This window comes from Streptomyces iranensis (assembly GCF_017874715.1).
Lineage (GTDB): Bacteria > Actinomycetota > Actinomycetes > Streptomycetales > Streptomycetaceae > Streptomyces > Streptomyces iranensis.
In genome coordinates this window covers 784,031-807,999 of sequence record NZ_JAGGLR010000001.1, presented here as the reverse complement: position 1 = coordinate 807,999, position 23,969 = coordinate 784,031, and the positions used below count along the sequence as shown (strand labels likewise).

Below are 23,969 nucleotides of genomic sequence, written 5' to 3'. Positions count from 1 at the left end.
GCGACATCGCCCGCGACCTCACGATCTGGATGGCCGCCCGCGACTTCCCCGGACGGCCAACCAGGCAGGTCAGCGAGTTCTAAAACACGGCCTAGGGGCTACGCGGCCAGTCGCCGGCCCAGGCGTTACGCCGCCACGCGCTCCGCGAGCTCCTTCGCCTTCGTGATCGCGTCCTCGAAGGCGCGCTCGCGGGAGGCCTCGTACTGGGGGATCAGCTCGGACATGGCCGGGTTGCGCGGGGCCATGGTGAGCTCCGGGACGATGAAGTCGAGGTCCAGGCCGAGGGTGCGCTGGAGGACGGCCTCCAGATAGTTCTGTACGAAATCGAAGCCCTCGCGCGGGGTGCCCGGCGCGTAGGAGCCGCCGCGGCTGGCGACGACGACGGTCGGGGTGCCCTGGGCGGAGGGGGACTCGCCCGCGGTGCGGCCGAGCAGGAGCACGTTGTCCAGCCATGTCTTGAGGGTCGACGGGACCGAGAAGTTGTGCATGGGGGCGCCGATCAGGATGGCGTCCGCCTGTTCCAGTTCCTCGATGAGCTTCTCGCGCGCGGCGAACGCCGCCGACTGCTCCGGGGTGCGCTCGGACGGCGCGGTGTAGCCGGCGGACCAGGCGTCGGCGGTGATGTGGGGGGCGGGGTCGGCGGCGAGGTCGCGGTAGATCACCGTGCCCTCCGGGTGCTGCTCCTCCCATGCCGTACGGAAGGCGGCCGCGACCGAACGGGACGCGGACGCCTCGCCCGGAAGTACGGACGAGTCGATGTGCAACAGCGTGACCATGGACTTTCTCCTACTGAGTGCTCGGTGATGGTTGAGAGTAAGATGGTATCGAATGATACAGTCTCGACTGTAACGAAGATGCGATGCCTTGAGCAGATGGGAGATGGACGATCTTGGACGTCTACGAGGCCGTCACGAGCCGACGGGCGGTGCGCGGATTCACCGACCGGCAGGTCCCGCGGGAGGTGCTGGAGCGGGTGCTGTCCGCCGCGGCTTGGGCGCCGTCCGGGTCGAACCTCCAGCCGTGGCACGCCTACGTGCTGACCGGCGGGCCGCTGGCCGAGCTCAAGAAGCGCGCCGGTGAGCGGCTGGCCGCGGGTGACGCCTGGGACGAGGCGGAGTACGAGCAGTACCCGCCCGCGCTGAAGTCCCCGTACCGCGAGCGCCGAGCCGCTTTCGGCGAGCAGCGCTACGGCGCGCTCGGGATTTCGCGCGAGGACCTGGAGGCGCGCCAGCGCGCCGCCTCCGCGAACTGGCAGTGTTTCGGCGCGTCCGCCGCCCTGTTCTGCTACATCGACCCCGACCTGGGCGGACCTCAGTGGTCCGACGTCGGCATGTTTCTGCAGACCGTGATGGTGCTGCTCCGTGCCGAAGGGCTGCACAGCTGCACGCAGATGGCATGGGCGAAGTACCACAAGACCGTCGCGGAGATCGTGTCACCGCCGGGGGAGCTGATCCTCTTCTGTGGCATGTCGATCGGGTACGAGGACGCCGCCGTGAGTCACCCCCGTACGGGGCGGGCGCCGCTCGGCGAGACGGTCAGGTTCGTCGACGACTGCTGAGGGGTGAGGGGCCTCAGCCCTGCGGGGTGGTCAGCCACGCGCTGACGCGGGCCAGCGCGGTGGGGCCGGAGGCGGCGGCCACGTCCTGGGCCAGGTCGGCGATCGAGACCGTACGCAGCGCCTCTCGCCAGGCCGCGTCCGCGCCGCCCATCACGCGGGCGATCGGGCACGGGGTGGTGCATGCCTCGGCCGGGGTGGCCAGCGGGCCCCGCTGGCGGATCTCCGTGCAGGTGAACGCCGGGCTGGGGCCGTCGACCGCTTCGACCACGTCGAGCACGGTGATCGAGGCGGGCTCCCGGGTGAGGACGTAGCCGCCCGCCTTGCCCTGGACCGAGCGGATGAGCCCGGCCCGGGAGAGTGCTTGTAGCTGTTTGGCCAGGTAGCTCGCCGATACGTCGTGCAGCTCCGCCAGCCTGGTCGCGGGAACGGGCTCCTCGACGGATGTGAGCACGACGCAGCAGTGCAGGGCCCACTCGACTCCGCCGGACATCTTCACCCGCCCCACTCTAATCAGCCAGCTTACTCGGACAACTTGTGTCCGGGTATTTTCTCGGACAAGATGTGTCCGAGTTTGATGGACGGCGCGGCCACGTGGTGGTTCATGCGCCGTATCCAGGCAGGCGCCATGCGCGCCACTCCGACGAAAGGCATGTCATGAAGTTCGCGGTCATCGGCGGTACCGGGCTGATCGGGTCCCAGGTCGTCAAGAATCTGAACGCCGCCGGGCACGAGGCGGTAGCGCACGCGCTGTCCACCGGCGTCGACATCATCAGCGGTCAGGGGCTGGACGAGGCGGTCGCGGGAGCCGACGTCGTCGTCAACCTGACGAACTCCCCGACCTTCGACGAAGCCTCCCCGGCCTTCTTCAAGACCTCGATGGACAACCTGCTGGCCGCGGCCCGCAAGGGCGGCGTCGGCCACTTCGTGATCCTCTCGATCGTCGGCGTGGACCAGGTGCCCGAGCTGGACTACTACCGTGCCAAGGCGCTGCAGGAGGAGATCCTCGCGGCCGGGCCGATCCCGTACTCGATCGTCCGGGCGACGCAGTTCATGGAGTTCATGGACGCGGTCCTGTCCTGGACCGCCGACGGCGACACCGTCCGGCTGCCCGCCACGCCGATCCAGCCGATCGCCGCCAAGGACGTGGCCGCCGCGGTGACGGAGGCCGCCGCGGGCGCCCCGCTGCGGGGCATTCGCAACGTCGCCGGGCCCGAGGTCTTCCCGCTGGACGAGCTGGGCCGGATCACCCTGGCCCAGCAGGGCGACCCCCGCACCGTCGTCACCGACCCGGCCGCCGGGATGTTCGCCGCGGTCCAGGGGGACGTCCTCACGGACACGGGGGCCCAGCTGGCCCCCACCCGTTACATCGACTGGCTCTCCTGACTCGCGCGCGGCCCGGAGAGAGCTGAGCCTCGGCCCGCCCGGAGTTACGGCCCCGGCGGGCGGGGCTCGATGTTGTGGTTGAGGCGGAAGACGTTGTCCGGGTCGTACTGGGCCTTCACGGCGGCCAGGCGGCGGTAGTTCTCCGCGCCGAATCCCGCGACGACCCGGTCCCGGCCCTCCCTGCCGATGAAGTTGAGGTAGACCGCGCCATGGGACCACGGCCGGACGTCGGCGCGGGTGTCATGGGCCCACTGCCGGGCGCGGGCGTCGTCGGCCGCGTCGTCCCACAGGCCGAAGGGGTGCACGATCCACGGCGCCCCGCGCCACGGCAGCGGAAAGTCGGAGGGCCCGTTGCTCACCGCTCCGCCCTGCGGGAACAGCACATGCTGGGAGGGGGAGGGGACGATCATGTCGGAGGCGCGGCGGCAGAAGCGGTCCACCGCCTGGTCGGGGAAGGAGTCGAGATACTCGGCCGACCAGTAGTTCCGGTAGCCGGGCGGGTCGTCGAGCATGCACTGGAGGTCCGCGTAGGGCAGCTCGGCGATCATCTCCGCGTCGTGGCCCAGGCGCAGCAGGGGAGCGGCGAGGTCGCGGGCCTGGTCCTCGTGGCCGGTGTAGGTGATCAGCACCGCACAGACGAGGTTCCCGACCATGTCCTTCGGAACGAACTCCTCGGGCGGGCCGGTGCAGTAGAGCAGCCCACCGCCGATCCGGTCCGGCGCGGACTCGAGGAAGTCGCGATAGGCGCGCACCACCGCCGGGCCCGCTTCGGGGCGCCACAGCAGCAGCATCGCCGTCATGGCGGTGAGCGGATGCAGGCGGAGGGTGAAGGCGGTGGCCACGCCGAAATTGCCACCACCGCCGTGGAGGGCCCAGAAGAGGTCGGGGTGCTCCTCCTCGTCGACGTGGAGCTGGTCGCCCTGCGCCGTGACGAGATCCACGGCCAGGAGGTTGTCGCAGGCCAGCCCGAAGGCGCGGTCCAGCCAGCCCGCGCCACCGCCCAGCACGAAGCCGCCGACCCCGGTGGTGGAGACCCGGCCTCCGGTCGTCGCCAGACCGTAAGCCTGCGTCCCCCGGTCGAGCTCGCTCATGATCGCCCCGCCACCGACCCGCGCCGTACGGGCGCCGGGGTCGACCGCCACCGCGTTCATCCCGCGCAGATCGATGACGAGACCGCCGTCGACGGTGGACATCCCGGCCACGCTGTGTCCCCCGCCGCGGACCGCGATCGGCAGGTCGTGATCGCGGGCGAGGCGGATCGCGCGTGCGACGTCCTCCTCGGTCCGGCACCGCGCGATGGCGGCCGGGCGCCGGTCGATCATCGCGTTGAAGATCCCGCGGGCCTCGTCATAGCCCGCGCCGTCGCTCGGGGTGATCACCTCACCGACCAGCCGCTCGCCGAGGTCGGTGAGGTCGGTGAGGTTGGTGAGGGCTGTGCCGTTGATGCCACCGGGTGCCATGAGGTCCACTTCCCGGAATGAGGGTCGGATCCCGGAGTACGGGTCGGACGTCGCGCTTCCGCTGCCGACCCGATCGTCATCCCCCATCCCCAATCGTAAGGAGCGGCACGGTCCGGGGCGCGTCGAGAGCGGCGCTCAGCGGCCCGGCCGGGGACCCCTGAGGCTTCGGGGCCTACGGCCGGTGCGGCCGTTGCCCGCGCCGTTGAGGGGGAGCAGCGACTCCAGGGTGGCGCCCCGCACCCAGGCGCCGAGGAGGTTCCGGTGCAGGGCGAGGATCCCGTGCTTCATCGCGAGCTTCTCCGCCTCCCGTGTGAAGGCGCAGGTGGCGACGAACACCGCGACGTCCGCGCGGTGTTCGGCCTTCGCGGTGCCGAGGAACTTCTGCATATCGCCGCTCGGCACCGTGCGATGGGGTGCGTAATGCTTGCACTGGATCACCAGCAGGCGGCCGTCCGGCATGCGGCCGATGACGTCCGCGCCCAGGTCGCCCGACTTCCCGGAGACGACGACCTGGGTGCAGCCGTCCCGGCGGCACAGCTCCGCGACGTAGCTCTCGAACCGCTGCCAGGTCATGGCGTCCACCTCGGCCATGGACCGCTCACGTGCCGCGTTCTCCTGCTCGGTCCGCCGGGCCCGGTGTTGCGCCACGGTGCGCAGACGCGCCGTCCACAGCCACCAGCCGATGGCGCCGAGCAGGCCGACGAGGACCACCCCGAGGACGTACGGCCATACCGTCTTCCAGGTCAGGGCCAGCGCGAGGGCCGCCACCGCGCCGCCGCTCCAGGCCGTGCGGCGCAGCCGGGCCTTCGCTCGCCGTAATGCCGCTTTACGGCGCCGTCGCTGCCGCTGTCGCTGTCGCCCTCGCACGGTCATTGTTCGCGCCCCCCTGTCGGCTTGTTTCCCGCCCCCCCCCGGCAGTGTCGGGAGCGGCGGGAGCCTCCCGCAAGACCGCCCCTCGCACAGCGGCCGGGTCTGCCGTGGGCGAATCTGCTGCGGGCCAAGATTCCTTACGGAGCAGGCGAATTGGGTCGATGGTGAAAGGACCGCGGCGATGTGGGTCGCGGTATTCACAGGGAGGTCCGATGGGAACATTCGCCACCGGCTGGGAGCCGGCAATGAGTCCGCGAGCCGGGGAGGGGGACACGGCACCCTCACGGTTCGACGATCACCTGGCCGCGCAACTGCTGACCCAGCGCATCGTCTTTCTCGGCACACAGGTGGACGAGGTGTCCGCGAACCGGGTGTGTGCGCAGATGCTGCTGCTGTCGGCCGAGGATCCGCGGTCGGACATCAGCCTCTACGTCAACAGTCCGGGCGGTTCGGTGACGGCGGGGCTGGCGATCTACGACACCATGCGGCTGATTCCGAACGACGTCTCCACGCTCGTCATGGGATTCGCCGCGAGCATGGGGCAGTTTCTGCTCACCGTGGGCACGACGGGAAAGCGCTACGCGCTGCCGAATTCCCGCATCATGATGCATCAGCCGTCCGCCGGTATCGGGGGGAGCACGGCCGATATCGCGATTCAGGCCGAGAATCTGGAATTCATGAAGCGGTCGATCGAGCGGATCACGGCGGAGCACACCGGACAGAGCGTGGAGACCATTTCGCGCGACGGTGACCGCGACCGGTGGTTCACACCGGAGCAGGCGAAGGAATACGGAATGGTCGACCGGGTCGTGGAGTCGCTCGCGGACGTACGGCCCGCCGGTACGCGGCGCAGGATGGGGATCTGACATGGGGCAGTACACGATTCCGACGGTCGTCGAGCGCACCACACAGGGGGAGCGGGCGTACGACATCTACAGCCGGCTGCTGTCCGAGCGGATCATCTTCCTCGGTACGGAGATCGACGACGGCGTCGCCAACGTCGTCATCGCGCAGCTGCTCCACCTCGAATCGTCGAGCCCGGAGCAGGAGGTCTCGATCTACCTCAACTCCCCGGGGGGCTCGTTCACCTCGCTGATGGCGATCTACGACACGATGACGTTCGTGTCCGCGCCCATCTCCACGTTCTGCGTGGGGCAGGCGGCCTCGACCGCGGCGGTGCTGCTGGCCGGGGGAGACCCCGGGCGGCGGTTCGTGCTGGAGCACTCCCGGGTGCTGCTGGGGCAGCCGGTGAGCGGCGGTGCGCAGGGGACGGTCTCGGACCTCACCCTGCAGGCCAAGGAGATGCTCCGGATCCGCTCGCAGGTCGAGGAGGTGCTGGCACGCCATACGCCCCACGACGCCACCACGCTCCGCGCCGATATGGACCGCGACAAGGTCTTCACGGCGGAGGAGGCGGTGGCGTACGGGCTCGCCGACGAGGTGCTGAGTCGGCGGATGGTCCGGACATTCTGAGGGCTCGGTGCCTCAGGCGGCCAGGCGTACGTCGCCCTGCCGCCCCGCGTGCCGGGCCCCCCGGTCCGCGACGGACGTGGCGGAGGTGACGGACGTGGCAGAGGTGACGGAGGTGGCGGAAGTGCCGGACGTGGCGGAGGTGAGGGACGTGAGGGACGCGACCGACATCGCCGCGCCGTCGCGCCGCCGCGGGCCGGAGACGAGCCGGATCAGCTCACCCTGGGCCATCGCGAGGAGGTCGGCCAGGCCCAGGCCGAGTGCGCGCGCGGCGGCCGCGAGGACCTCGGACGACGCCTCCTTGCGGCCCCGTTCGAGCTCGGAGAGGTACGGCATCGAGATCCGGGCCGCCTCGGCCACGTCCTTGAGCGTGCGCTGCTGGGCGAGGCGCTCGCGCCGCAGCACGCCACCGACGACATCCCGCCACAAGGGCTCCTTCACCGGCTCCCGGCCGGGCCGCTCCGGTCCGCCGGGCCCACCCGGGCCGGCCGGAACGGCGGGGGTCGCCGGGGCGGGGGCGGCCGCGGGGGCTCCGGCCCCGGCGGTGGCTCCCGCCCGGGGCGCCGGGTCCGCGGTGGCCGGACGCAGGGGGATGACGCGGGCTCGGTTCGACGCGTGGCTGGTCACCCCCTCAGAGTAGGAGCGTCGCGCCCCACGGGAAGGGGACAACGTTCTGCCCTTGGCGAATCGCTCATGCGTTCGGTGTGGGGCGGATGGCGCGAACCGGACCGCGCACACCCCGCGCATCCCCGGCGAGGAGCCCCGTTGTCAGTGCCGGGCCCTAGCGTATGGCTGTCCTTATTCACGCTTGCTGGGCTGCTTGCGTAACTCGGACACGGCGGGGGCCGGGCCCGACAGCGCGGGTCCGGCCCCCGGCGGAAAGCCGGTCCGACCGCCCGGGGCCAGGGCCGCGGGGCCATGGGGCCGGGTCAGGAGGTGATCCGCAGCTCCGGCGGATAGCCGGTCCAGCGCAGTGGCGCGGGCAGGTGCGCCATGTCGTTGGAGAAGAGCACCGAGGGCGGCCGGCCGGGCGGGGGACAGCGGATGACGGTCAGGGCCGCGTTGCACTGGTTGAGGCCGAGCCAGCGCCACTTCGGGGCGTCGAGCACGGCCCGGACCAGCCAGCCGATGAGGAAGTTGTGCGTCACGACCAGCTCATGGCGGTCCTCGGGCCCGTCCACCGGACTCGTGAAGCGCTCCTCGGCGGCACGGGCCAGCAGCGGGCCGCGGACGCGTTCCTCGGGCGGAAAGCGATGGACGAATTCGAGCAGGAAGTCGGCGGAGTCGGCGGGCAGTTCTGCTCGCCGGGGCGTGTACGGCACATAGTCCCCGGCCGGTTCGCAGACATGGGCCGGTACGTCGTCGAGCTGGTCGCCGATCAGCCGGGCGGTCTCGGCCGCCCGGGGCAGCGGGCCGTGGTGGATCGCCGACAGCGGAACGCCCCGGAGCCGCTCGCCGAGCAGTGTGGCCTGGCGGCGGCCGGTGGGCGTGAGCGCGCTTTCGTCCGGCGTGGCCTCGCCGTGGCGGGTCAGATAGAGATAGCGGGTGGCGTGGGGCGTGTGAGTCGTTCGGGTCGTGTGGGTTGTGTGAGTCGTTCGGGTCGCGGTCATGGCCCCTGTCCTTCGAGAGTCGCTGGAAGGGACGGCCGGTGGCGGCCGGCGGGTTCCGGCGGTGTCCAACCGAAGTACGGCCCGCTATCCGGTGTCCAACCGAAGTACGGCCCGCTATCGCCTGTCCGGGAATCTGCGGTCGCCCTCGGGCGGGCGGGGCTCGTCCGGGGTCAGACGGAAGACGACGTCGGCCAGCTGGGCGCAGACGCGTTCGATCTGACGCCGGGTGGCGTTGCGTTCGGTGATGATCGCGGACAGGAGCAGGGCCGTCAGGGCCGTCGAGCCGTTGAACGCCTGGAGGGTGACCATCCGGGCCGCGAGCGAGTGCTGGGAGAACGGGCCGGTGCCCTCCGCAGTCGAGGCGATCGCGAGGACCGTGACGATGAGCGAGCACGGGGCGGCGCCCGCGAGCTGGAAGCGCAGGGCGGCCCAGATCAGGAACGGGAAGACCAGGAAGAGCAGGCTGACCTCCGTCCGCATGGCCACCAGCGCGACGGCCGCCGTGCCCAGCAGCAGGGCCACCGCCTCCAGCAGGCGGTACGGGCCGACGCCGCGCGGGAGCCGGGCACGGCGGAGCACCAGCAGTACGGGGGTGATCACCAGGACGCCCATCGCGTCGCCCGTCCACCACACCGACCAGGCCGTCCAGAAGTCATCCGCCGCGAGCGCGCCCGACAGCAGGAGCGCGGCGGTGCCCACCGTGGCGCTGAGCAGCATGCCCGCCAGGGCGCCGAGGAAGACCAGGACCAGCGCGTCCCGCAGCCGGTCCACGGCGGGCCGGAAGCCCACGCGCCGCAGCAGCAGATACGAGCAGACCGGGGCCAGGGTGTTGCCCGCCACGATCGCGATGACGGCCGGGGGCGACGGGCCGATGGGGGCGTTGACCGCGACGGCGCCGAGGGCGACGCCCGGCCAGGCCATCGGGCCCAGCGTCAGCAGACAGGCCAGCGCGATGCCGGTCGGCGGCCACAGCGGGGTGACCTGACCGCGCACCAGCTCCTGGAGCAGTCCGATCCTGGCGCCCGCGTAGTAGAGGGCGGCGACGGCCACGAGCCGCAGCGCGGTGGCACCGTGGCGCCGGAGGCTGTTGTTCCGCCGGATCCCCATATCGCGCGCCACAGCCGCCATCAGACTACGGGCGCCCTCGGACGGCGCGGCTGACACGCGGCCGCCGGGGCCGGGCTCGCCCGTACGCAGCACAGTCCGGCCCGTATGCCGCACAGGCAGCCCGGCCCCGCCCCTACGACTCATCCGAGTGCAATTTCACGACTTGGCTTAAGGCTCGTATTGACACCGGAATCCCATGGTCATACCGTCCTCAAAGCCGCGGTACAGACCAGCCAACTCGCCGTTGACGAGGGCCCGTTGGCACGCGCGGTGGCCGCCCTGTGACCGCGCCGGGGCGCTCTTCCCCCGCCCCCACGAGGAGAGGCTTCCGTGATGCGAAGACCCGCACGATCCGCGAAACGCCCCAGGCCGCCGAGAGTCCCCAGGCCCCCGAGAGTCCCCCGGCCGCCAAGGGTCCCCGGGCCCCGGAGAACCGCTCTGCTGGCCGTCTTCGCCCTGCTCACCGCCCTCTGCGGCGCCCTGGCGACGGCCCCCGGAGCGAGCGCCAAGGCCGCCGCGCTGCCGTCGGGCTGGGCCACCGCCGTCAACAAGGGCAGCGGCAAGTGCGTGGACGCGCGCGGCGCGGCGACGGTGAACGGCACCGCCGTCCAGCAGTACGCGTGCAACAACTCCGCCGCCCAGCTGTGGAAGTTCGAGGCCACGGGCGACGGCTACGTCCGGGTCGGCAACCGCAACGACGCCGCCCAGGCGTGGGACGTGACGGACGTGTCCACCGCCGACGGCGCCGCCGTCCAGCTGTGGACCTACGGCGGCGGCGACAACCAGCGGTGGCAGGCCGTGGACGAGGGCGGCGGGGCGTATCACTTCGTCAACCGGCACAGCGGCAAGTGCCTCGACGTGCCCAGCGCCTCCACCCAGGACGGGACGCAGCTCCAGCAGTACGCGTGCAACGGCAGCGCGGCCCAGTCCTTCCAGGTGGCCGAGGTCCCCGGCGACCCGGGCGGCCCCGACCTCGGCCCGAACGTCGCCGTCTTCGATCCGACGATGCCCGCGTCGACCATTCAGAGCCGGCTGAACTCCATCTTCCAGCAGCAGGAGCGGAACCAGTTCGGCTCCAACCGCTATGCGGTGCTCTTCAAGCCGGGCACCTACAGCGCCGACGTCAACGTGGGCTTCTACACGCAGGTGCTGGGCCTGGGGATGTCACCGGACGATGTGACCATCAACGGCGCGGTGCACGCCGAGGCCGACTGGTTCCAGGGGAACGCGACCCAGAATTTCTGGCGCGGCGCGGAGAACCTGTCCGTGACCCCCACCTCGGGGACCGACCGCTGGGCGGTCTCGCAGGCCGCGCCGTACCGCCGGATGCATGTCCGCGGTTCGCTCCAGCTCGATGACGGCGGCTGGTCCAGCGGCGGATTCATGGCGGACACGAAGGTCGACGGCCAGGTGCGCTCCGGCTCGCAGCAGCAGTGGCTCTCCCGGAACACCCAGTGGGGGAGCTGGTCCGGGTCCAACTGGAACATGGTGTTCGTGGGGGCCGTCAACGCGCCCTCGGGGAACTTCCCCAATCCGCCCTTCACGGTGGTGAACCAGACCCCGACCGTCCGGGAGAAGCCCTTCCTCTACGTGGACCAGGCGGGCGCCTACAAGGTCTTCGTGCCCGCGACGCGGTCGAATTCCCAGGGCACCACCTGGGCCGGTGGCGCTCCGGCGGGGTCGTCGCTGCCCATCGACCAGTTCTTCATCGCCAGGCCCGGGGTCTCCGCGTCGGCCATCAACGCCGCGCTCGCCCAGGGCAAGCACCTGCTGTTCACCCCGGGGGTCTACCACCTCGGCGAGACACTGAAGGTGACCCGGCCCGACACGGTCGTCCTCGGCCTCGGACTCGCCACCCTCGTCCCCGACAACGGTGTGACCGCGATGTCGGTCGCCGACGTGGACGGGGTCAAGGTCGCGGGGCTGCTCTTCGACGCGGGTCCGGTGAACTCCGCCACGCTGATGGAGGTGGGCCCGAGCGGGGCGAGTGCCGAGCACGCGGCGAATCCGACGTCCCTGCACGATGTGTTCTTCCGGGTCGGCGGGGCCGGGGTCGGCAAGGCGTCCAAGAGCCTGGTGGTCAACAGCTCGAACGTGATCGGCGACCATCTGTGGATCTGGCGGGCCGACCACGGTGACGGCGTCGGCTGGAACACCAACACCGCCGCCAACGGCCTGACCGTCAACGGTGACGACGTCACCATGTACGGCCTGTTCGTCGAGCACTATCAGCAGTACCAGACGATCTGGAACGGCAACGGCGGCCGGACGTACTTCTACCAGAACGAAATGCCCTACGACCCGCCCAACCAGGGCGCCTGGATGAACGGCAACACCCAGGGCTACGCCGCCTACAAGGTGGGGCCGAACGTCACCAGCCATGAGGCGTGGGGGCTGGGCAGCTACTGCTTCTTCAATGTGAATCCCGGTGTCGTCGCGGCCCGCGCCTTCGAGGTCCCCGACACCCCGGGCGTCCGCTTCCACCACATGGTCACCGTGTCGCTCGGCGGCACCGGCACCATCAGCCATGTCATCAACAACACGGGCGGGCCATCCAATTCCGGCAACAATGTGGCGAACCTCGTGAACTATCCGTAGCACCCCCCGCCACACGGACGACCCCGCGCCCGCGATACGACCCCTTCCCGGGGCGTATCGCGGGCACGCATATGCGCATCGGGCTTGCCCACCCGAAGCGGGAGACGTCACCGTTGTCCCCCACGGGCACGCGCCGCGCGCCCGTATTCGACTGGGACCGGAGGCGCCATGGAACCGATCGTTCCACCCCTCGTTCCACCGTACGAAACCGTCGGCGACGGGCCGCACCATGTGATGGCGGTGCACGGCTGGTTCTCGGACCGGGCCGCGTACGCCGCGATGCTGCCGCATGTCGACCGGCGCGGGTTCACCTATGTGCTGCCCGATCTGCGCGGCTACGGCGAGGCGCGCGACATCCCCGGCGCGTACACCACCGGCGAGGCCGGGGGCGATCTGCTCGCGCTCGCCGATCACCTCGGCTGGGAGCGGTTCTCGCTCATCGGCCACTCGATGGGCGCGGCCGTCGTCCAGCGCGTCGTGGCGGCGGCCCCGGACCGGGTCCGCCGGCTGGTCGGGGTCGCACCGGTGCCGGCCAGCGGGGTGCCGATGGAGGGCGAGCAGTGGCAGCTGTTCGCGGCCGCCGCCGACCGTCCGGAGAACCGCCGGGAGATCATCGACCTCACCACCGGCGGCCGCCACCCGGCCGCCTGGCTGGATCTGATGGTGCGGCACTCAGTGGAGCACAGCGACCCCAAGGCGCTGCGCGCATGGCTGGACTCCTGGGCGCTGGAGGACTTCCACGAGGACATAGCCGGTGCCCAGGTGCCGGTCCGGATCGTGGTCGGCGCCCACGACCCCGCGCTCACGGCGGAGGTGATGCGGCAGACCTGGCTGCGCTGGTACGTCAACGCCGAGCTGGTGGAGCTGGAGTACGCCGGGCACTACCCCGCCGATGAGACACCGCAGGAACTCGTACGGGCCGTGGAGGACTTCATCACGGCCGACGCGTAGCCGCCGGTGAGGAGCCGGAGGCGGGCCCGGAAGGATCGCCGGAGGGCGAGGGGGAGGCCGGTGCGGAGGGTGAGGCGGAGGCACTGCTGGTGTGCTTCGCCTCGCTCTCCTGGTATTTCTCCTCGCTCTTCCGGTACTTGGGCAGCAGCTCCTTCAAGATCTTGTCGACATACTCCTGCGTCTCGAGGATCTTCGGGATGCCGCGCGCCCGGAGCACCGCGTTCGGCCCCGCGTTGTACGCCGCGAGCGCGAGCCGGGTCGCCCCGAGCCCGGCCTTGCCGCCCGGGACCACCTTGACCACGTCGTACAGATGGCACATATAGCGTGCCTGGGAGGGGATGGCGTCGCGGGGTTCCCAGACGTCGGCCCTGCCGTCGCCGTCGCCGTCCTGGCCCCACTCCTTCCAGGTGACCGGGGAGAACTGCGAAATGCCCTGGGCGTGCCCGGAGTCCGCGTCCCGGCGCCAGCCGCTCTCCGCGTCGATCTGGGCGGCCAGCAGCGGCACGCTCAGCGGGGAGCAGGTGCGGACCGCGGCCTCCACGACGGGACGCCTGGCATCGGGGACCACCGGCAGCTCGGGCTCCGAGGGCTCGGTGAGATGCCGTACGACCAGGACCGCGGCGACGACCAGGGCGAGGCCGGCGAGGAACGCGGCGACCATCCCGGCGGCGCGGGTCAGCATGCCGGAACCGGCACGATGGGGGTACGCATGCAGGGACCGTAGCCGGTATCGCGGGCCGATAAGTAATCGTTCGCCGACACGGCCCTACCGCGCCTGGTGGGCGCCGGGCAGCGGCTGCCCGGCCGGACCCGCGGGGAGCGGACCCGTCTCGCCCTCACCCGGACGCTTCATCACATACGCGGCACCGGCGCCCGCCGCGAACAGCGCGAGGACCGAGACCGCCGTGCCGAGCCAGGTGGCGCCGAGCCACTGGCCGCCGACATAGCCGAGGGCCACGCTGTACGCCGCCCAGGCGAGCCCGGCCACCGCCGACCACGGCAGGAATTCCTTCACCCTCCGGTGGGCCGCGCCCGCGCTCAGGCTGACGACCGAGCGTCCCGCGGGCGCGAAGCGGGCTATCACCACGAGCGGACCGCCGCCGCGCACCAGCGCGGTGCCCAACTTCTCCTGGGCGGAGGTGAGTCGGCGGGAGCGGGCGATGGCGCGGTCGAGCCGGTCGCTGCCGCGCCAGGCCAGCCGGTAGGCGACCATGTCCCCGAGGACGGAGGCGGTCGCGGCGCACAGCATCAGCCCGAACATGGCGGGGAAGTCGGCCGTGCCGGCCTGGCGCACCACGCCGACGGCGTCGACGGTGGTGCCGGCGGCCGCGGTGGCGGCGGTGATGACCAGAACTCCGCTGGGCAGAACGGGCAGGAAGACATCGAGCAGAACGGATGCCCCGATCACCGCATAGATCCATGGGGTGTTGGTCAGCGACCCCAAATGTTCCAACAACGTACTTCTCCCGATCCCGGTCCCCCCGCTGCGCATGTCGCCGGGAAGCGGCAGGCGTCAGCCTGTTACAGCCATACAGCGTACGCCTGTGACTGAAGAGGATAACGGTAAGGGGTGTGATGATGTTGTTCGAATCACGCCATGCGGGGCGTTCGACCCCGCATGGCGTGATGGGTGATGTGATGCCGAATGCGTGGAACTGACGGCTGGACGAGGTGACGTCCGGCTGCCGTCCGTCAGACCCGGGACGGCTCGCGCCGCGCCTCCGGCGCCGCCTCGCTCGCGCGGGGCGAGCCGAATATCCGGTCCAGCGCCCAGGGGCCGGGGCCGGTGAAGACGAGCAGCAGCAGGGCCCAGCAGAACATCGCGGCGGGCTCGCCGCCGTTCTGAATGGGCCACAGCTTCTCGGGCTGGTGCTCGTGGAAGTACGCGTAGGCCATCGAGCCCGAGGAGATGAAGGCCGCGCTGCGGCTGCCGACGCCGAGCATCACCAGCGCGCCGCCGACGAGCTGGATGACGGCCGCGTACCAGCCCGGCCAGGTGCCGGCCTCGATGGTCTTGCCGGTGCCCATCATGCCGCCGAACCAGCCGAGCAGCGACGAGGCGCCGTGGCAGAAGAACAGCAGCCCGACCACGATGCGGAAGAGGGAGAGGACATACGGCTTGGCGCTGTCGAGCGCCTCGCCGAGGGTGCGGGGGGTGGTGGAAGAAGGCATGGGAGGGGAGCTCCTTGCTCCTGGGGACGGGGAACAGCGGAACGCCAGGTTAGGTTCCCCTCACCTTTTGTTGCAAGTTCAAGTTCCTGCCAATATGAGTGCCCGGGAGGCCCTTTTCCGGGGCCCTGAACCCGCTCCTCAGAGCCCCACGGCGCACATCGGGGCAGCTTCCTGCCGGGGCTCCCGCGCGGTCATCACGCGCAGCGCCGCCCGTGCCACCGCGTCCGTGTCGCAGAGGGTGACGGAGTTGACGCCCGGCCGCGCGCCCGCGGCCGTCACCCAGTGGACCCCTTCGGTCGGCACCCCGAGGGCGAACCGCCGCGGATGCGGGCGGCCCTGGGTGTCCACCAGCCGGTAGGGGGCGGTGGTGACATCGAGGCCGCCGGTCTCATAGCCCTCCACCCGGTGCGGACGGCCCTGCCCGGTCTCCAGCAGATGGATCAGCAACTCATCGGCGGTCCGGCGCACATCCGGCTCCGGCAGCCGCGCCTCGATCAGCGTCGTGGCCGCCACCGGTGGACCCGGCACCTCGGCCGACCGCGCGGCGAAACCGGCCTCGTCGGCCCCTTGGTCTGGACTTTCCAAGGTCACTTCAAGCCGTGGGCCGAGGACGTCCAGGACGCCCGCCTCGATCAGCGCGGCCATCTCCTCGATCCGGCGGCGCGGCGGGCCGATCGAGAGGAAGGCGTTGAGCGGGGTGTACCAGCGGTCCAGATGGGCGCGGCGGGACGCCCCCGTGAGCCCGCCGTGGTCGACGATCAGACGCACCTCGTTGCGGAGGTCGCGCAGCACGTCGAGGGCGGCCTTGACCGGGCCCTCGACATTGCCCAGCCGAGCGTGCGCCACGTCCTGGTGGGCGTAGGTCAGCAGCCACCGGCGGAATTCGTCACGCCCCGTGAACCGGCGTCCGCGGTGCGGCTGGGCCACCGCGTCCCAGGACCAGTGCTCCGCGTCCGGAATGCCGTACTCCGCGAGCACGGCGGCCTCTTCGGGGCTGCCGTGCTCGGTGGCCAAAAAGTGACGCCTGAAGCGTGCTGGGGTGAACGGGGTGGGGGTTCCGGGGCCGGATTCGGGGGCGTCCGGGGCTTCCGGGGCGGCCGGGGCGTGGGTGTCCGGGGGCTCCGGGGCTTCCGGGGCGTGGGTGTCCGGGGCGCGGAGGGTCAGCAGCGCCTCGTAGTAGACCGTCTCGGCCTCCTTGGCCACGAGTGGCCATATCTCGGTGAGGAAGTCCGGCGGATCGCCGGCGTCCGCGCGCTTGCGGAAGTGGCCGAGCACATCGGGGGTCAGCAGCAGCGGGGTGTGCCGGCCGCACGGCCCCTTCGCGTTGTCGCCCCGCGCGTGGTACGGGATGCCGCGCCGCGACCCCGCGTACAGCCGTGGCTCGAGCCCCGAGGGCCGGTAGACCAGACCGCCGCGGCCGTTCGGGACGAACGTGCCGCCCCGGCCCGCCGTCAGCAGTGCCATGTGGTCGAAGAAGTTGAGGCCGAGGCCGCGCAGCAGTACCGGCTCGCCCGGCGCGATGAGCGACAAGTCGACATCGGCGGGGTTGGCGGGCGGGTAGTAGCGCAGCCCGTACCGCTCCGCGTGGGCCGCGTACCGCCGCTCCGTGGGGTCGGTGGCCGCCGGCAGATGGCCCTGCGCCAGGACGACCGCGCGCAGCCCCTCCAGACGGCTCCCGTCGTCCAGCGCCAGCACCTGCTCGCCGTCGGCCCGTTCCTCCAGCCGTACGGCGCGGGCCCGGTGCACCCGGACGGTCACGGTGTCCGGCGCGCCCCGCATCACCTCGCCGAACACCCACTCCAGATAGCGGCCGTAGAGCGCGCGGCTGGGGTAGTCGTCCGGGCCGAGGCCGGCCGCCAGGCCGCGCGCGGTGACCCATTCGTACAGGCTCGGCCCGGTCCGCACCGGTCCGTCGCATTCGACGCTCGCGTCGGTGAACAGGGTGACCTGCGAGGCCACGGTGTTCATCAGCAACTCGTCCGGCTGGGCGGTGCGCCAGACCCGTCCCGCGCCGGGCGGGGAGGGGTCCACCATGTGCACGGTCAGCGGGGTGCCGGGCGCCAGCTCCGGGGCCGAGGCGCACAGGCGCTCCAGCACGCTGGTGCCGCGCGGCCCGGCGCCGACGACGGCTATCGCGTGAGGGTCTCCGGCCAAGGCTGTGTCTCCCGGGGCAGATGTGACGCAGGATGCGCGCCCATCATGCCGCCCGCTTCACACGAATCTCCCCGGTCTCCGGAACGTACCGCTCCGTTGTGGCCCGTATCACGGACATACGCCGTCATCACGTGACGTACGGCGCGGAACGGTGCCCAAGGGACGGCACTCAAGGGGTCGACTGGCCCGCCCAGTCCGTCTCCAGCGCCGCCACCAGCCGGGCGCCGCCGCCCGCGGGGTCCGACTGCGCCTGATCCAGCCGCAGATGCGCGGTACGGCCCCGGAGGGTCAGCGTCATCAGCTGGTTGCCGAACCAGGGCCCGCCCGTCTTGTGCCAGCTCAAGCGGGGGTGCGGCACCCGGCCATGGCGCCGGAACGCCCGGCCCAGGGCACGGCCCGCCGCGCTCCAGCCGAAGCGGAAGCCGAGCCGTATCGAGGCGTAGATGCTGTTGTGGACCGGGGAGCAGGTCAACTGGCGCACCTGGCTGCGGGGCGGTGGGGACGGCCACCGCGACCAGTCCGGGGTGGCCACATAGGCGTGGTGCACATCGCCGGAGAGCACGCTGATCGTGGCGGGCGCCCCCGGCGCGCCGCCCACCGCGGCGATGGTGTCGGTGAGCGCGTCGAAGGACTCGGGGAACGCGGCCCAGTGCTCCAAGTCGCCGCGCTGCCGCAGATCCTCGGCGATCCGCGCCCAGCGCCCACCGCGTCTGCCGCCGCACACCGAGGCGTTCCACGCCTCCACGTCATGCACGAAGTGCGGCAGCAGCCAGGGCAGCGAGGTGCCGAGCAGCAGATGGTCGTAGCCGCCGGAGGAGGTCTCGGGCGCCTCCGGACCGGGGAAGCCGCCCGTGCCCTCCATGGCCTGCTCGCGCACCCAGGCGAGCTCCTTGTCGGTCAGCATCGCCCGCCGGCCCTCCTCGAGCACCCGCGCCGCGCGGGTGTCGACCATCAGCAGCCGGGTGCGGCCGAAGTCGCGGCGGTAGCTCCAGCGGGTGTACCCCGGATCGGCGTCGGCGCGGGCGGCGAACTCCCGCAGCGCCCCGGTGCCGTCCTCCGCCGCGCGCACCTCCGCGTAGAGCGGATCGGCCGCCAGCTCGGCGGGGGAGAGGTTGCCCAGGTGCTGATGGACCCAGTAGGACATCAGCCCGCTCAGTATCCGCTCCCGCCACCACGGGGTGGCGCGCATCCGGCGCTGCCAGGCCTCGCTGGTGTTCCAGTCGTCGATGACATCGTGGTCGTCGAAGATCATGCAGCTGGGGACGGTGGAGAGCAGCCAGCGCACCTCGGGGTCCAGCCAGGACTCGTAGTAGAGCCGGGTGTACTCCTCGTAGTCCGCCACCTGCTCGCCCGGCGGCTCGCTCAGATCGCGGCGCTCGGCCAGCCAGCGGCGGGTCTCGGCGGAGGTCTCGTCCGCGTACACCTGGTCGCCCAGCAGCACCAGCACATCGGGGCGCGGGGCCTGTGGGGCGCGGGCGAGCGCCTGCGCGAGGGTGTCCAGCGCGTCGGGCCCCACGGGGTCGTGCGAGGCGTCGGAGGGCGGTGCGGCCCACCGGCAGGAGCCGAAGGCCACGCGCACGGGCGCGGGGTTCGCGCCGTCGGCCCCCGGGGCCGGGGCCGGGGCCGGGGTGCGGATGGTGCTGTCGGGGAACGAGGAGCCCGGCAGCGGCCAGACCTGCTCGCCGTCCAGCAGCACCCGGTAGGCGGTCTCGCCGCCCGGCCGCAGCCCGGTGACCGGGATCAGGGCGTAGTGGTGGCCCGCGATCTGCCAGGTGCGGGCGGTGCCGCCCGCACCGTCGGCGCACCGCACCTCGGCCTCACAGGGCCGGTCGGCCTCGACCCAGACGGTCGCGCCGGTGCCGGTCTCCCAGTCGACATGGCGCAGCAGTGGTCCCAGGCGCAGCCCGGCCATCCGGACCTCCTCCGTCGTTCTTCGATGTGCTCGACATGCGTACGGTACGGAACGACGGAGGGGGTGCGGCGGTTCCTCCGGCCGGTGCGCCGGATGGAGCGGTGGCTCAGCAGCCGTTGAGGATGCCGCTGAGCGCGGACTTCTCGGCCGAGTCGAGGGTGAGTTTGTAGGTGTACTTCACCGAGACCCACATGCGGGCGTACATGCAGTGGTAGGCGGTCCGGGACGGCAGCCACTCGGCGGGGTCCTGGTCGCCCTTGGACTGGTTGACGTTGTCCGTCACGGCGATGAGCTGGGAGTGGGTCAGGTCGTTGGCGAACGACTGGCGCTGGGCGGTGGTCCAGCTGTTGGCGCCGGACTTCCACGCCTCGGAGAGCGGCACGACGTGGTCGATGTCCACGTCGCCGGAGGCGGACCAGGTCTCGCCGTCGTACTCGGAGTACCAGGTGCCGCTGGTGGCCGCGCAGCTGGAGTCGGTCTGGACGTTCTCGCCGTCGCGCTTGAGGACTTCCTCGCGGGTGTTGCAGGCGCCGCTCTGGGTGATCCAGTGCGGGAACTTGTCGCGGCTGTAACCGTCGGACGAGCCCTCGGTCTTGACGGTCAGCGAGGCCAGCTGGGTACGGGCGGTGGCGGCGCTGGGCGGGGTGGGCGGGGAAGCCTCGGCGGCGGGTCCGCTCAGTACGAGCGTGCCCAGCAGGGCGACGAACCCGCCGAAGACGGAGGCGCGACGCGCGTAGACGCGACGGCGGGAAGACGTGTCCGACATGCGAACTCCCTTGAGGGTGGGGGGTCGTTGGCCGCTGGTGCCCGGCCATGGTTGCGGCGCCGGGTTGCCGTGGGGTGGGCGCCAGGTAACAGAGTGACGACGCGGTCATGTCAACGCAAGGGGTTCCAGGAGGCAGTTGGTGCCACCCACCCGCCCCGGCGCGGCCACCGCGCGCTTGCGATGCGCCCACGTATCGTGCGCGCCCGCGCCCGGGGCCGAGGCATCGCCGCCGGTCAACGCCGCGCCCGGGGCGGCGCTCGCCGCTCCGCCGCCCGGCGGGTGCACAAGCCGCCGGTGAGCCGGGCGCGCGAGTGGCGACGGCGCTCCGGGCGCCCGCCCAACTGGCCACTGGCCACTGGCGCGGATCGCCCGCCCGGCTGTGGGGCTGGTCACACTTCCCGGCGCCCCGTAGGCATGCCGACGGGCTGCGGTGGGGGTTCCCGTATCCTTGGCGGAAGCAGAAGGGGAGTAGCTCCTCGCCGGACCGTCGACATACTGCCCGCCCCTCGAGGTGCGGGCCGGCGCCCGGAGCGTACGGATCACCGCGTGACGCGGAGGCAGTACGCCAGCGAGACCTTCGGCCGCAGTGTCCGACGCTGCCGTGCCGAAGCGATCCCTCCCCCGGGGCCCTTGGCGCGGCCCGATCTACGAGGTATCCATTCCGTGTTCAGCATCACCGTCGCCGCCGTGGTCTTCGGCGTCGTCTTCCTCGCCGAGCTGCCCGACAAGACCGCCCTGGCCGGGCTGATGCTCGGCACCCGCTACCGCGCGTCATACGTCTTCGTCGGCGTGGCGGCGGCCTTCGCCCTTCACGTGGTGCTCGCGATCGCGGCGGGCAGTGTGCTCACCCTGCTGCCGCACCGCCTGCTCCAGGCGATCGTGGGGGTGCTCTTCCTCGGGGGAGCGGCGATGCTGCTCTTCAAGAAGGACGACGACGAGGAAGAGGTCCGCACCCCCGCCGACCAGAGCTTCTGGAAGGTCTCCGGGGCGGGCTTCACGCTGATCCTGATCGCCGAGTTCGGCGATCTGACCCAGATCATGACCGCGAACCTCGCCGCCCGCTACGACGACCCCCTGTCGGTCGGCGTCGGCGCGCTGCTGGCCCTGTGGGCCGTCGCGGGTCTGGGCATCGTGGGCGGCCGCACCCTGATGCGGTACGTACCGCTGCGGCTGATCACCAGGATCGCGGCTCTGGTGATGCTGGCGCTGGCCGGCTTCAGCCTGTACGAGGCCGTCGCGGCCTGATCGGCGGGGTGCCGGGCGGCCGTCCGTCCGGCACCCGGGGCGCGATCACCGCACGGCGTCGGCCCCGGCGCTCAGCCCGAGAAGCGCTCAGCCCGAGAAGTGCAGCCGCATCGTGCCGTCGGGCAGGGCCTCTATCCGCACCTGCTCAAGGTCCCGCACATGCGCGTCCGGGGCGTGGGCCCCGGCGCGCGGGCCGATGCCGACGACTCGCATTCCGGCCGCCCGGCCCGCCGCGATGCCGGCCTCCGAGTCCTCGAAGACGACACAGTCGGCGGGGGCGAAGCCGAGCTCGGCCGCGCCCTTCAGGAAGCCCTCCGGGTCGGGCTTGCTCGCGCCGACGCGCTCCGCGGTGACCCGTACCTCCGGCATCGGCAGTCCGGCGGCGCCCATGCGGGCGCGGGCGAGGGCCTCGTCGGCGGAGGTCACCAGGGCGTGCGGGAGTGCGGCCAGCGCGGCCATGAAGGCGGCCGCGCCGGGCACCGGCACGACGCCGTCGAGATCGGTGGTCTCGCGCTCCAGCATCCAGCGGTTGTCCGCCAGGTTCCGCTCCACCGGGCGGTCCGGGAGCAGCGCGGCCATCGTGGCGTGGCCCTGCCGACCGTGGACGACCTTGAGGACCTGCTCGGGGTCGAGCCCCTGCTCGGCGGCCCAGATCCGCCAGTAGCGCTCGACCACGGCGTCCGAGTTCACCAGGGTGCCGTCCATGTCGAGGAGGAGTGCGCGGGCGGTGAGGGACATCGGGACTCCTGGGCGCGAGCGCGGAGTGCGGACCGCGGAAAGACGCAACGGAAAGGGAAACAAGCGGCTCCGCCCGCCGGTCAGGGAAAACGGGCGGAACCACTTTGTTCCTTCACGATACAAAGCGGGGCCGCTATGCGCCAGGGGGTGGGGCCCCTCGGTGCGTGTCCGACGGTTCATGCCGCCTGCGGCGGGCTGCTCCCCTCCCCGCCCCTCCCCGAAACCGGGGCTCCGCCCCAGCCCCCGCCGGGGCTCCACCCCGGTCCCCGCCGGGGCTCCGCCCCAGCCCCTGCTGGGGCTCCGCCTCAGTTCCTGCTGGGGTTTCGCTCCGGTCCCTGCCGGGGCTCCGCCCCAGTCCCCGCCCGGGTTTCGCTCCGGTCCCTGCTGGGGTTTCGCTCCGGTCCCTGCTGGGGTTTCGCTCCGGTCCCCGCTGGGGTTTCGCCCTCGCTCCCTGCTGGGGTTTCGCCTCAGTCCCTGCTGGGGCTCCGCCTCAGTTCCTGCTGGGGTTTCGCCTCAGTTCCTGCTGGGGTTTCGCCTCAGTTCCTGCTGGGGTTTCGCTCCGGTCCCTGCTGGGGTTTCGCTCCGGTCCCTGCCGGGGTTTCGCCCTCGCTCCCTCCCGGGGCTTTGCCCCAGTCCCTGCCGGGGCTTCGCCCCTTCCCGCAGCATCGATATGCGGCTTCGCCGCGTGGCGGGGCCCGCCTTAGGGGCCGTGGGCCGGGGGCTGGGGCGGAGCCCCAGTTTCGGGAAGGGGCGGGTAGGGGAAAGGCCCGCCAGGCACCCACAGGGCTCGGGACGGCTCGCGCCCCTACGGCTCGTCGGTTCTCGATTCGAGGTCGCGGCGGGTGTCCTCGCCGTAGACGCCGTCCGGATCGCCCGTGATGTCGTGCTGGTCCTGGTAGCTGGAGACGATCCTCCGCAGCCCCCCGTCGTACTTCCCGTCCGCCACACCGATGTACTGCAGCAGCTGGGTCAGCCGCTTCTGGAGCTCGACCACCTCGGCCCCGCTGTCGCCCTCGCGCAGCACCGGCGGGCCGGGTGGCTCCGGGGTGTCGGACGGGGCGGAGGTCGGGCCGCCGGACGCGCTCGGTCCGGGCTTCGTCGCCGGGCCGGTCGCGGAGGCCGAGCCCGAGGGGCGGGCCGAGCCCGAGGGGCCGCCCTCGCTCGGGGCCGCGCTCGTCCGCGCCGAGCCGGACGCGGAGGGGTGGGGCGTCGCACTCGACGAGGGGGAGCCGGACGACGTGCCCGGCCCTTCGGCGGGCAGCTCCTCCTCGGCCGGAGGGCTGACGGTGCTGTCGGCGAGAGTGTGATCGCTCGCGCCGCCGCCGCTGCCGTCCTCCTTGTGGTCACCGCCGAGCAGACCCGTACCGATCGCCAGCGAACCGGCCACCGCCACGGCCGCCGCGCCCGCGAGCACGGCCGTCATGACCCTGCGCTTGCTCTTGCGGTGACGGCCGGGGCCGGGGGCATCTCCGTCGGCGTCTCCGTCGGCCTCGTCCCCCTCGTCCCCGCCGGGTCTCTCCTCGACGCGGTCGATCACCCGCGTCTCCTCGCCGTCCCCCTTCCCGGCGTATCCGGCGTACCCGGCGTTCTCGGTGGTCTCCCCCTTCGCCGCCGTCTCCGCCTCCGCCGCATCCGTCGCCTTCTCCGCCTCCTCGAAGAGGCGCAGATCGCGCGGATCGGGGCCGGCCGGGCGCTCCTCCGGGAGCGTCACCTGGGGGTTCGGCCGGGTCTGGTCATCGGTCGCACCTGCCGTCGCGGTGGACGCGGCGGCGCGTTCGGCACACGTACATCCGGGGCGGCCGTTGGCGCGCGCCGGTGCGAAGCAGTGCGGGCAGGACTCTGCCGTCACGGAACTTTCCCTCCCTGGAGCTCGCAGCGATTATGCGCATCCGATCGCCCTCCGCGCAGGTGTTCGCCCGCCGTGCGGACCGGTCCGACGGGCCGTAACAGGGCATAAAGGTGAGGATGGGATGAG

Annotated in this window: 21 protein-coding genes and 1 pseudogene; 7 read left to right on the top strand and 15 right to left on the bottom strand. The window is 72.0% G+C overall.

What is annotated here, in order from left to right; genetic code table 11:
- Positions 1 to 125: 125 nt before the first annotated feature.
- Positions 126 to 776, bottom strand: coding sequence for an FMN-dependent NADH-azoreductase (locus tag J2Z30_RS03535; RefSeq protein WP_044576052.1), 651 nt, complete (start codon positions 774 to 776; stop codon positions 126 to 128).
- 113 nt (positions 777 to 889) lie between these two features.
- Between J2Z30_RS03535 and J2Z30_RS03530 the strand changes: the two genes are divergently transcribed.
- Positions 890 to 1,558, top strand: coding sequence for a nitroreductase (locus J2Z30_RS03530; RefSeq protein WP_044576054.1), 669 nt, complete (start codon positions 890 to 892; stop codon positions 1,556 to 1,558).
- Positions 1,559 to 1,571: 13 nt separating this feature from the next.
- On the opposite strand, the gene J2Z30_RS03525 is transcribed toward J2Z30_RS03530, so the two are convergent.
- On the bottom strand, positions 1,572 to 2,048 hold the full coding sequence (locus J2Z30_RS03525) for an RrF2 family transcriptional regulator (RefSeq protein ID WP_044581996.1): 477 nt from the start codon (positions 2,046 to 2,048) through the stop codon (positions 1,572 to 1,574).
- Positions 2,049 to 2,212: 164 nt separating this feature from the next.
- Between J2Z30_RS03525 and J2Z30_RS03520 the strand changes: the two genes are divergently transcribed.
- A complete protein-coding gene (locus J2Z30_RS03520; RefSeq protein WP_044576057.1) occupies positions 2,213 to 2,941 on the top strand; it encodes an SDR family oxidoreductase in 729 nt (242 codons plus the stop codon).
- 44 nt (positions 2,942 to 2,985) lie between these two features.
- Here J2Z30_RS03520 and J2Z30_RS03515 read toward each other — a convergent pair whose 3' ends face one another.
- Both J2Z30_RS03515 and J2Z30_RS03510 read right to left on the bottom strand, forming a co-directional pair.
- Positions 2,986 to 4,401 (bottom strand): FAD-binding protein, encoded by a 1,416-nt coding sequence (locus tag J2Z30_RS03515; RefSeq protein ID WP_044581997.1) that lies wholly within the window; start codon positions 4,399 to 4,401, stop codon positions 2,986 to 2,988.
- A gap of 135 nt (positions 4,402 to 4,536) precedes the next feature.
- Positions 4,537 to 5,274, bottom strand: a complete 738-nt coding sequence (locus tag J2Z30_RS03510) for a restriction endonuclease (protein WP_078956913.1) — start codon at positions 5,272 to 5,274, stop codon at positions 4,537 to 4,539.
- Positions 5,275 to 5,483: 209 nt separating this feature from the next.
- Here J2Z30_RS03510 and J2Z30_RS03505 point away from each other — a divergent pair, with 209 nt between their 5' ends.
- Positions 5,484 to 6,137 carry an ATP-dependent Clp protease proteolytic subunit gene (locus tag J2Z30_RS03505; RefSeq protein WP_044576063.1) on the top strand — a complete coding sequence of 218 codons (654 nt, stop codon included), beginning with the start codon at positions 5,484 to 5,486 and terminating at the stop codon, positions 6,135 to 6,137.
- A gap of 1 nt (position 6,138) precedes the next feature.
- A complete protein-coding gene (locus tag J2Z30_RS03500) occupies positions 6,139 to 6,744 on the top strand; it encodes a ClpP family protease (protein ID WP_044576066.1) in 606 nt (201 codons plus the stop codon).
- A 171-nt stretch (positions 6,745 to 6,915) separates the two neighbouring features.
- Here the strand turns inward: J2Z30_RS03500 and J2Z30_RS03495 are convergent.
- The 3 genes and pseudogenes from J2Z30_RS03495 to J2Z30_RS03485 form a co-directional block, all read right to left on the bottom strand.
- A pseudogene (locus tag J2Z30_RS03495) lies at positions 6,916 to 7,368 on the bottom strand (helix-turn-helix domain-containing protein); the annotation flags it as partial.
- 302 nt (positions 7,369 to 7,670) lie between these two features.
- Entirely contained in the window at positions 7,671 to 8,351 is a 681-nt protein-coding gene (locus tag J2Z30_RS03490) for a histidine phosphatase family protein (RefSeq protein WP_044576069.1), read from the bottom strand.
- 114 nt (positions 8,352 to 8,465) lie between these two features.
- A complete protein-coding gene (locus tag J2Z30_RS03485) occupies positions 8,466 to 9,479 on the bottom strand; it encodes an MASE1 domain-containing protein (protein ID WP_245387447.1) in 1,014 nt (337 codons plus the stop codon).
- Between the two features lie 312 nt (positions 9,480 to 9,791).
- Here J2Z30_RS03485 and J2Z30_RS03480 point away from each other — a divergent pair, with 312 nt between their 5' ends.
- Positions 9,792 to 12,056: an RICIN domain-containing protein gene (locus tag J2Z30_RS03480; RefSeq protein ID WP_245387446.1), complete on the top strand. Its 2,265-nt coding sequence runs from the start codon at positions 9,792 to 9,794 to the stop codon at positions 12,054 to 12,056.
- Positions 12,057 to 12,224: 168 nt separating this feature from the next.
- A complete protein-coding gene (locus J2Z30_RS03475) occupies positions 12,225 to 13,007 on the top strand; it encodes an alpha/beta fold hydrolase (RefSeq protein WP_044576073.1) in 783 nt (260 codons plus the stop codon).
- On the opposite strand, the gene J2Z30_RS03470 is transcribed toward J2Z30_RS03475, so the two are convergent.
- The 6 genes from J2Z30_RS03470 to J2Z30_RS03445 form a co-directional block, all read right to left on the bottom strand.
- Complete coding sequence (locus J2Z30_RS03470; protein WP_044576075.1) at positions 12,991 to 13,689, bottom strand: lytic transglycosylase domain-containing protein; 699 nt, start codon at positions 13,687 to 13,689, stop codon at positions 12,991 to 12,993. The genes J2Z30_RS03475 and J2Z30_RS03470 overlap by 17 nt on opposite strands.
- A gap of 84 nt (positions 13,690 to 13,773) precedes the next feature.
- Complete coding sequence (locus J2Z30_RS03465) at positions 13,774 to 14,463, bottom strand: DedA family protein (protein ID WP_044576076.1); 690 nt, start codon at positions 14,461 to 14,463, stop codon at positions 13,774 to 13,776.
- Positions 14,464 to 14,699: 236 nt separating this feature from the next.
- Positions 14,700 to 15,179 carry a DoxX family protein gene (locus J2Z30_RS03460; RefSeq protein ID WP_020871656.1) on the bottom strand — a complete coding sequence of 160 codons (480 nt, stop codon included), beginning with the start codon at positions 15,177 to 15,179 and terminating at the stop codon, positions 14,700 to 14,702.
- A 138-nt stretch (positions 15,180 to 15,317) separates the two neighbouring features.
- A complete protein-coding gene (locus tag J2Z30_RS03455; RefSeq protein ID WP_052701612.1) occupies positions 15,318 to 17,333 on the bottom strand; it encodes an FAD/NAD(P)-binding protein in 2,016 nt (671 codons plus the stop codon).
- A gap of 169 nt (positions 17,334 to 17,502) precedes the next feature.
- Positions 17,503 to 19,245, bottom strand: a complete 1,743-nt coding sequence (locus J2Z30_RS03450) for an alkaline phosphatase D family protein (RefSeq protein ID WP_044576081.1) — start codon at positions 19,243 to 19,245, stop codon at positions 17,503 to 17,505.
- Positions 19,246 to 19,351: 106 nt separating this feature from the next.
- Positions 19,352 to 20,011, bottom strand: coding sequence for an HNH endonuclease family protein (locus J2Z30_RS03445; RefSeq protein ID WP_044576084.1), 660 nt, complete (start codon positions 20,009 to 20,011; stop codon positions 19,352 to 19,354).
- Positions 20,012 to 20,674: 663 nt separating this feature from the next.
- Between J2Z30_RS03445 and J2Z30_RS03440 the strand changes: the two genes are divergently transcribed.
- Positions 20,675 to 21,256 (top strand): TMEM165/GDT1 family protein, encoded by a 582-nt coding sequence (locus tag J2Z30_RS03440; RefSeq protein WP_044576086.1) that lies wholly within the window; start codon positions 20,675 to 20,677, stop codon positions 21,254 to 21,256.
- Positions 21,257 to 21,343: 87 nt separating this feature from the next.
- Here the strand turns inward: J2Z30_RS03440 and J2Z30_RS03435 are convergent, their stop codons facing one another.
- Positions 21,344 to 21,994: an HAD-IA family hydrolase gene (locus J2Z30_RS03435; RefSeq protein ID WP_044576089.1), complete on the bottom strand. Its 651-nt coding sequence runs from the start codon at positions 21,992 to 21,994 to the stop codon at positions 21,344 to 21,346.
- 805 nt (positions 21,995 to 22,799) lie between these two features.
- Positions 22,800 to 23,843 (bottom strand): peptidoglycan-binding domain-containing protein, encoded by a 1,044-nt coding sequence (locus J2Z30_RS51265; protein ID WP_052701613.1) that lies wholly within the window; start codon positions 23,841 to 23,843, stop codon positions 22,800 to 22,802.
- Positions 23,844 to 23,969 lie beyond the last annotated feature (126 nt).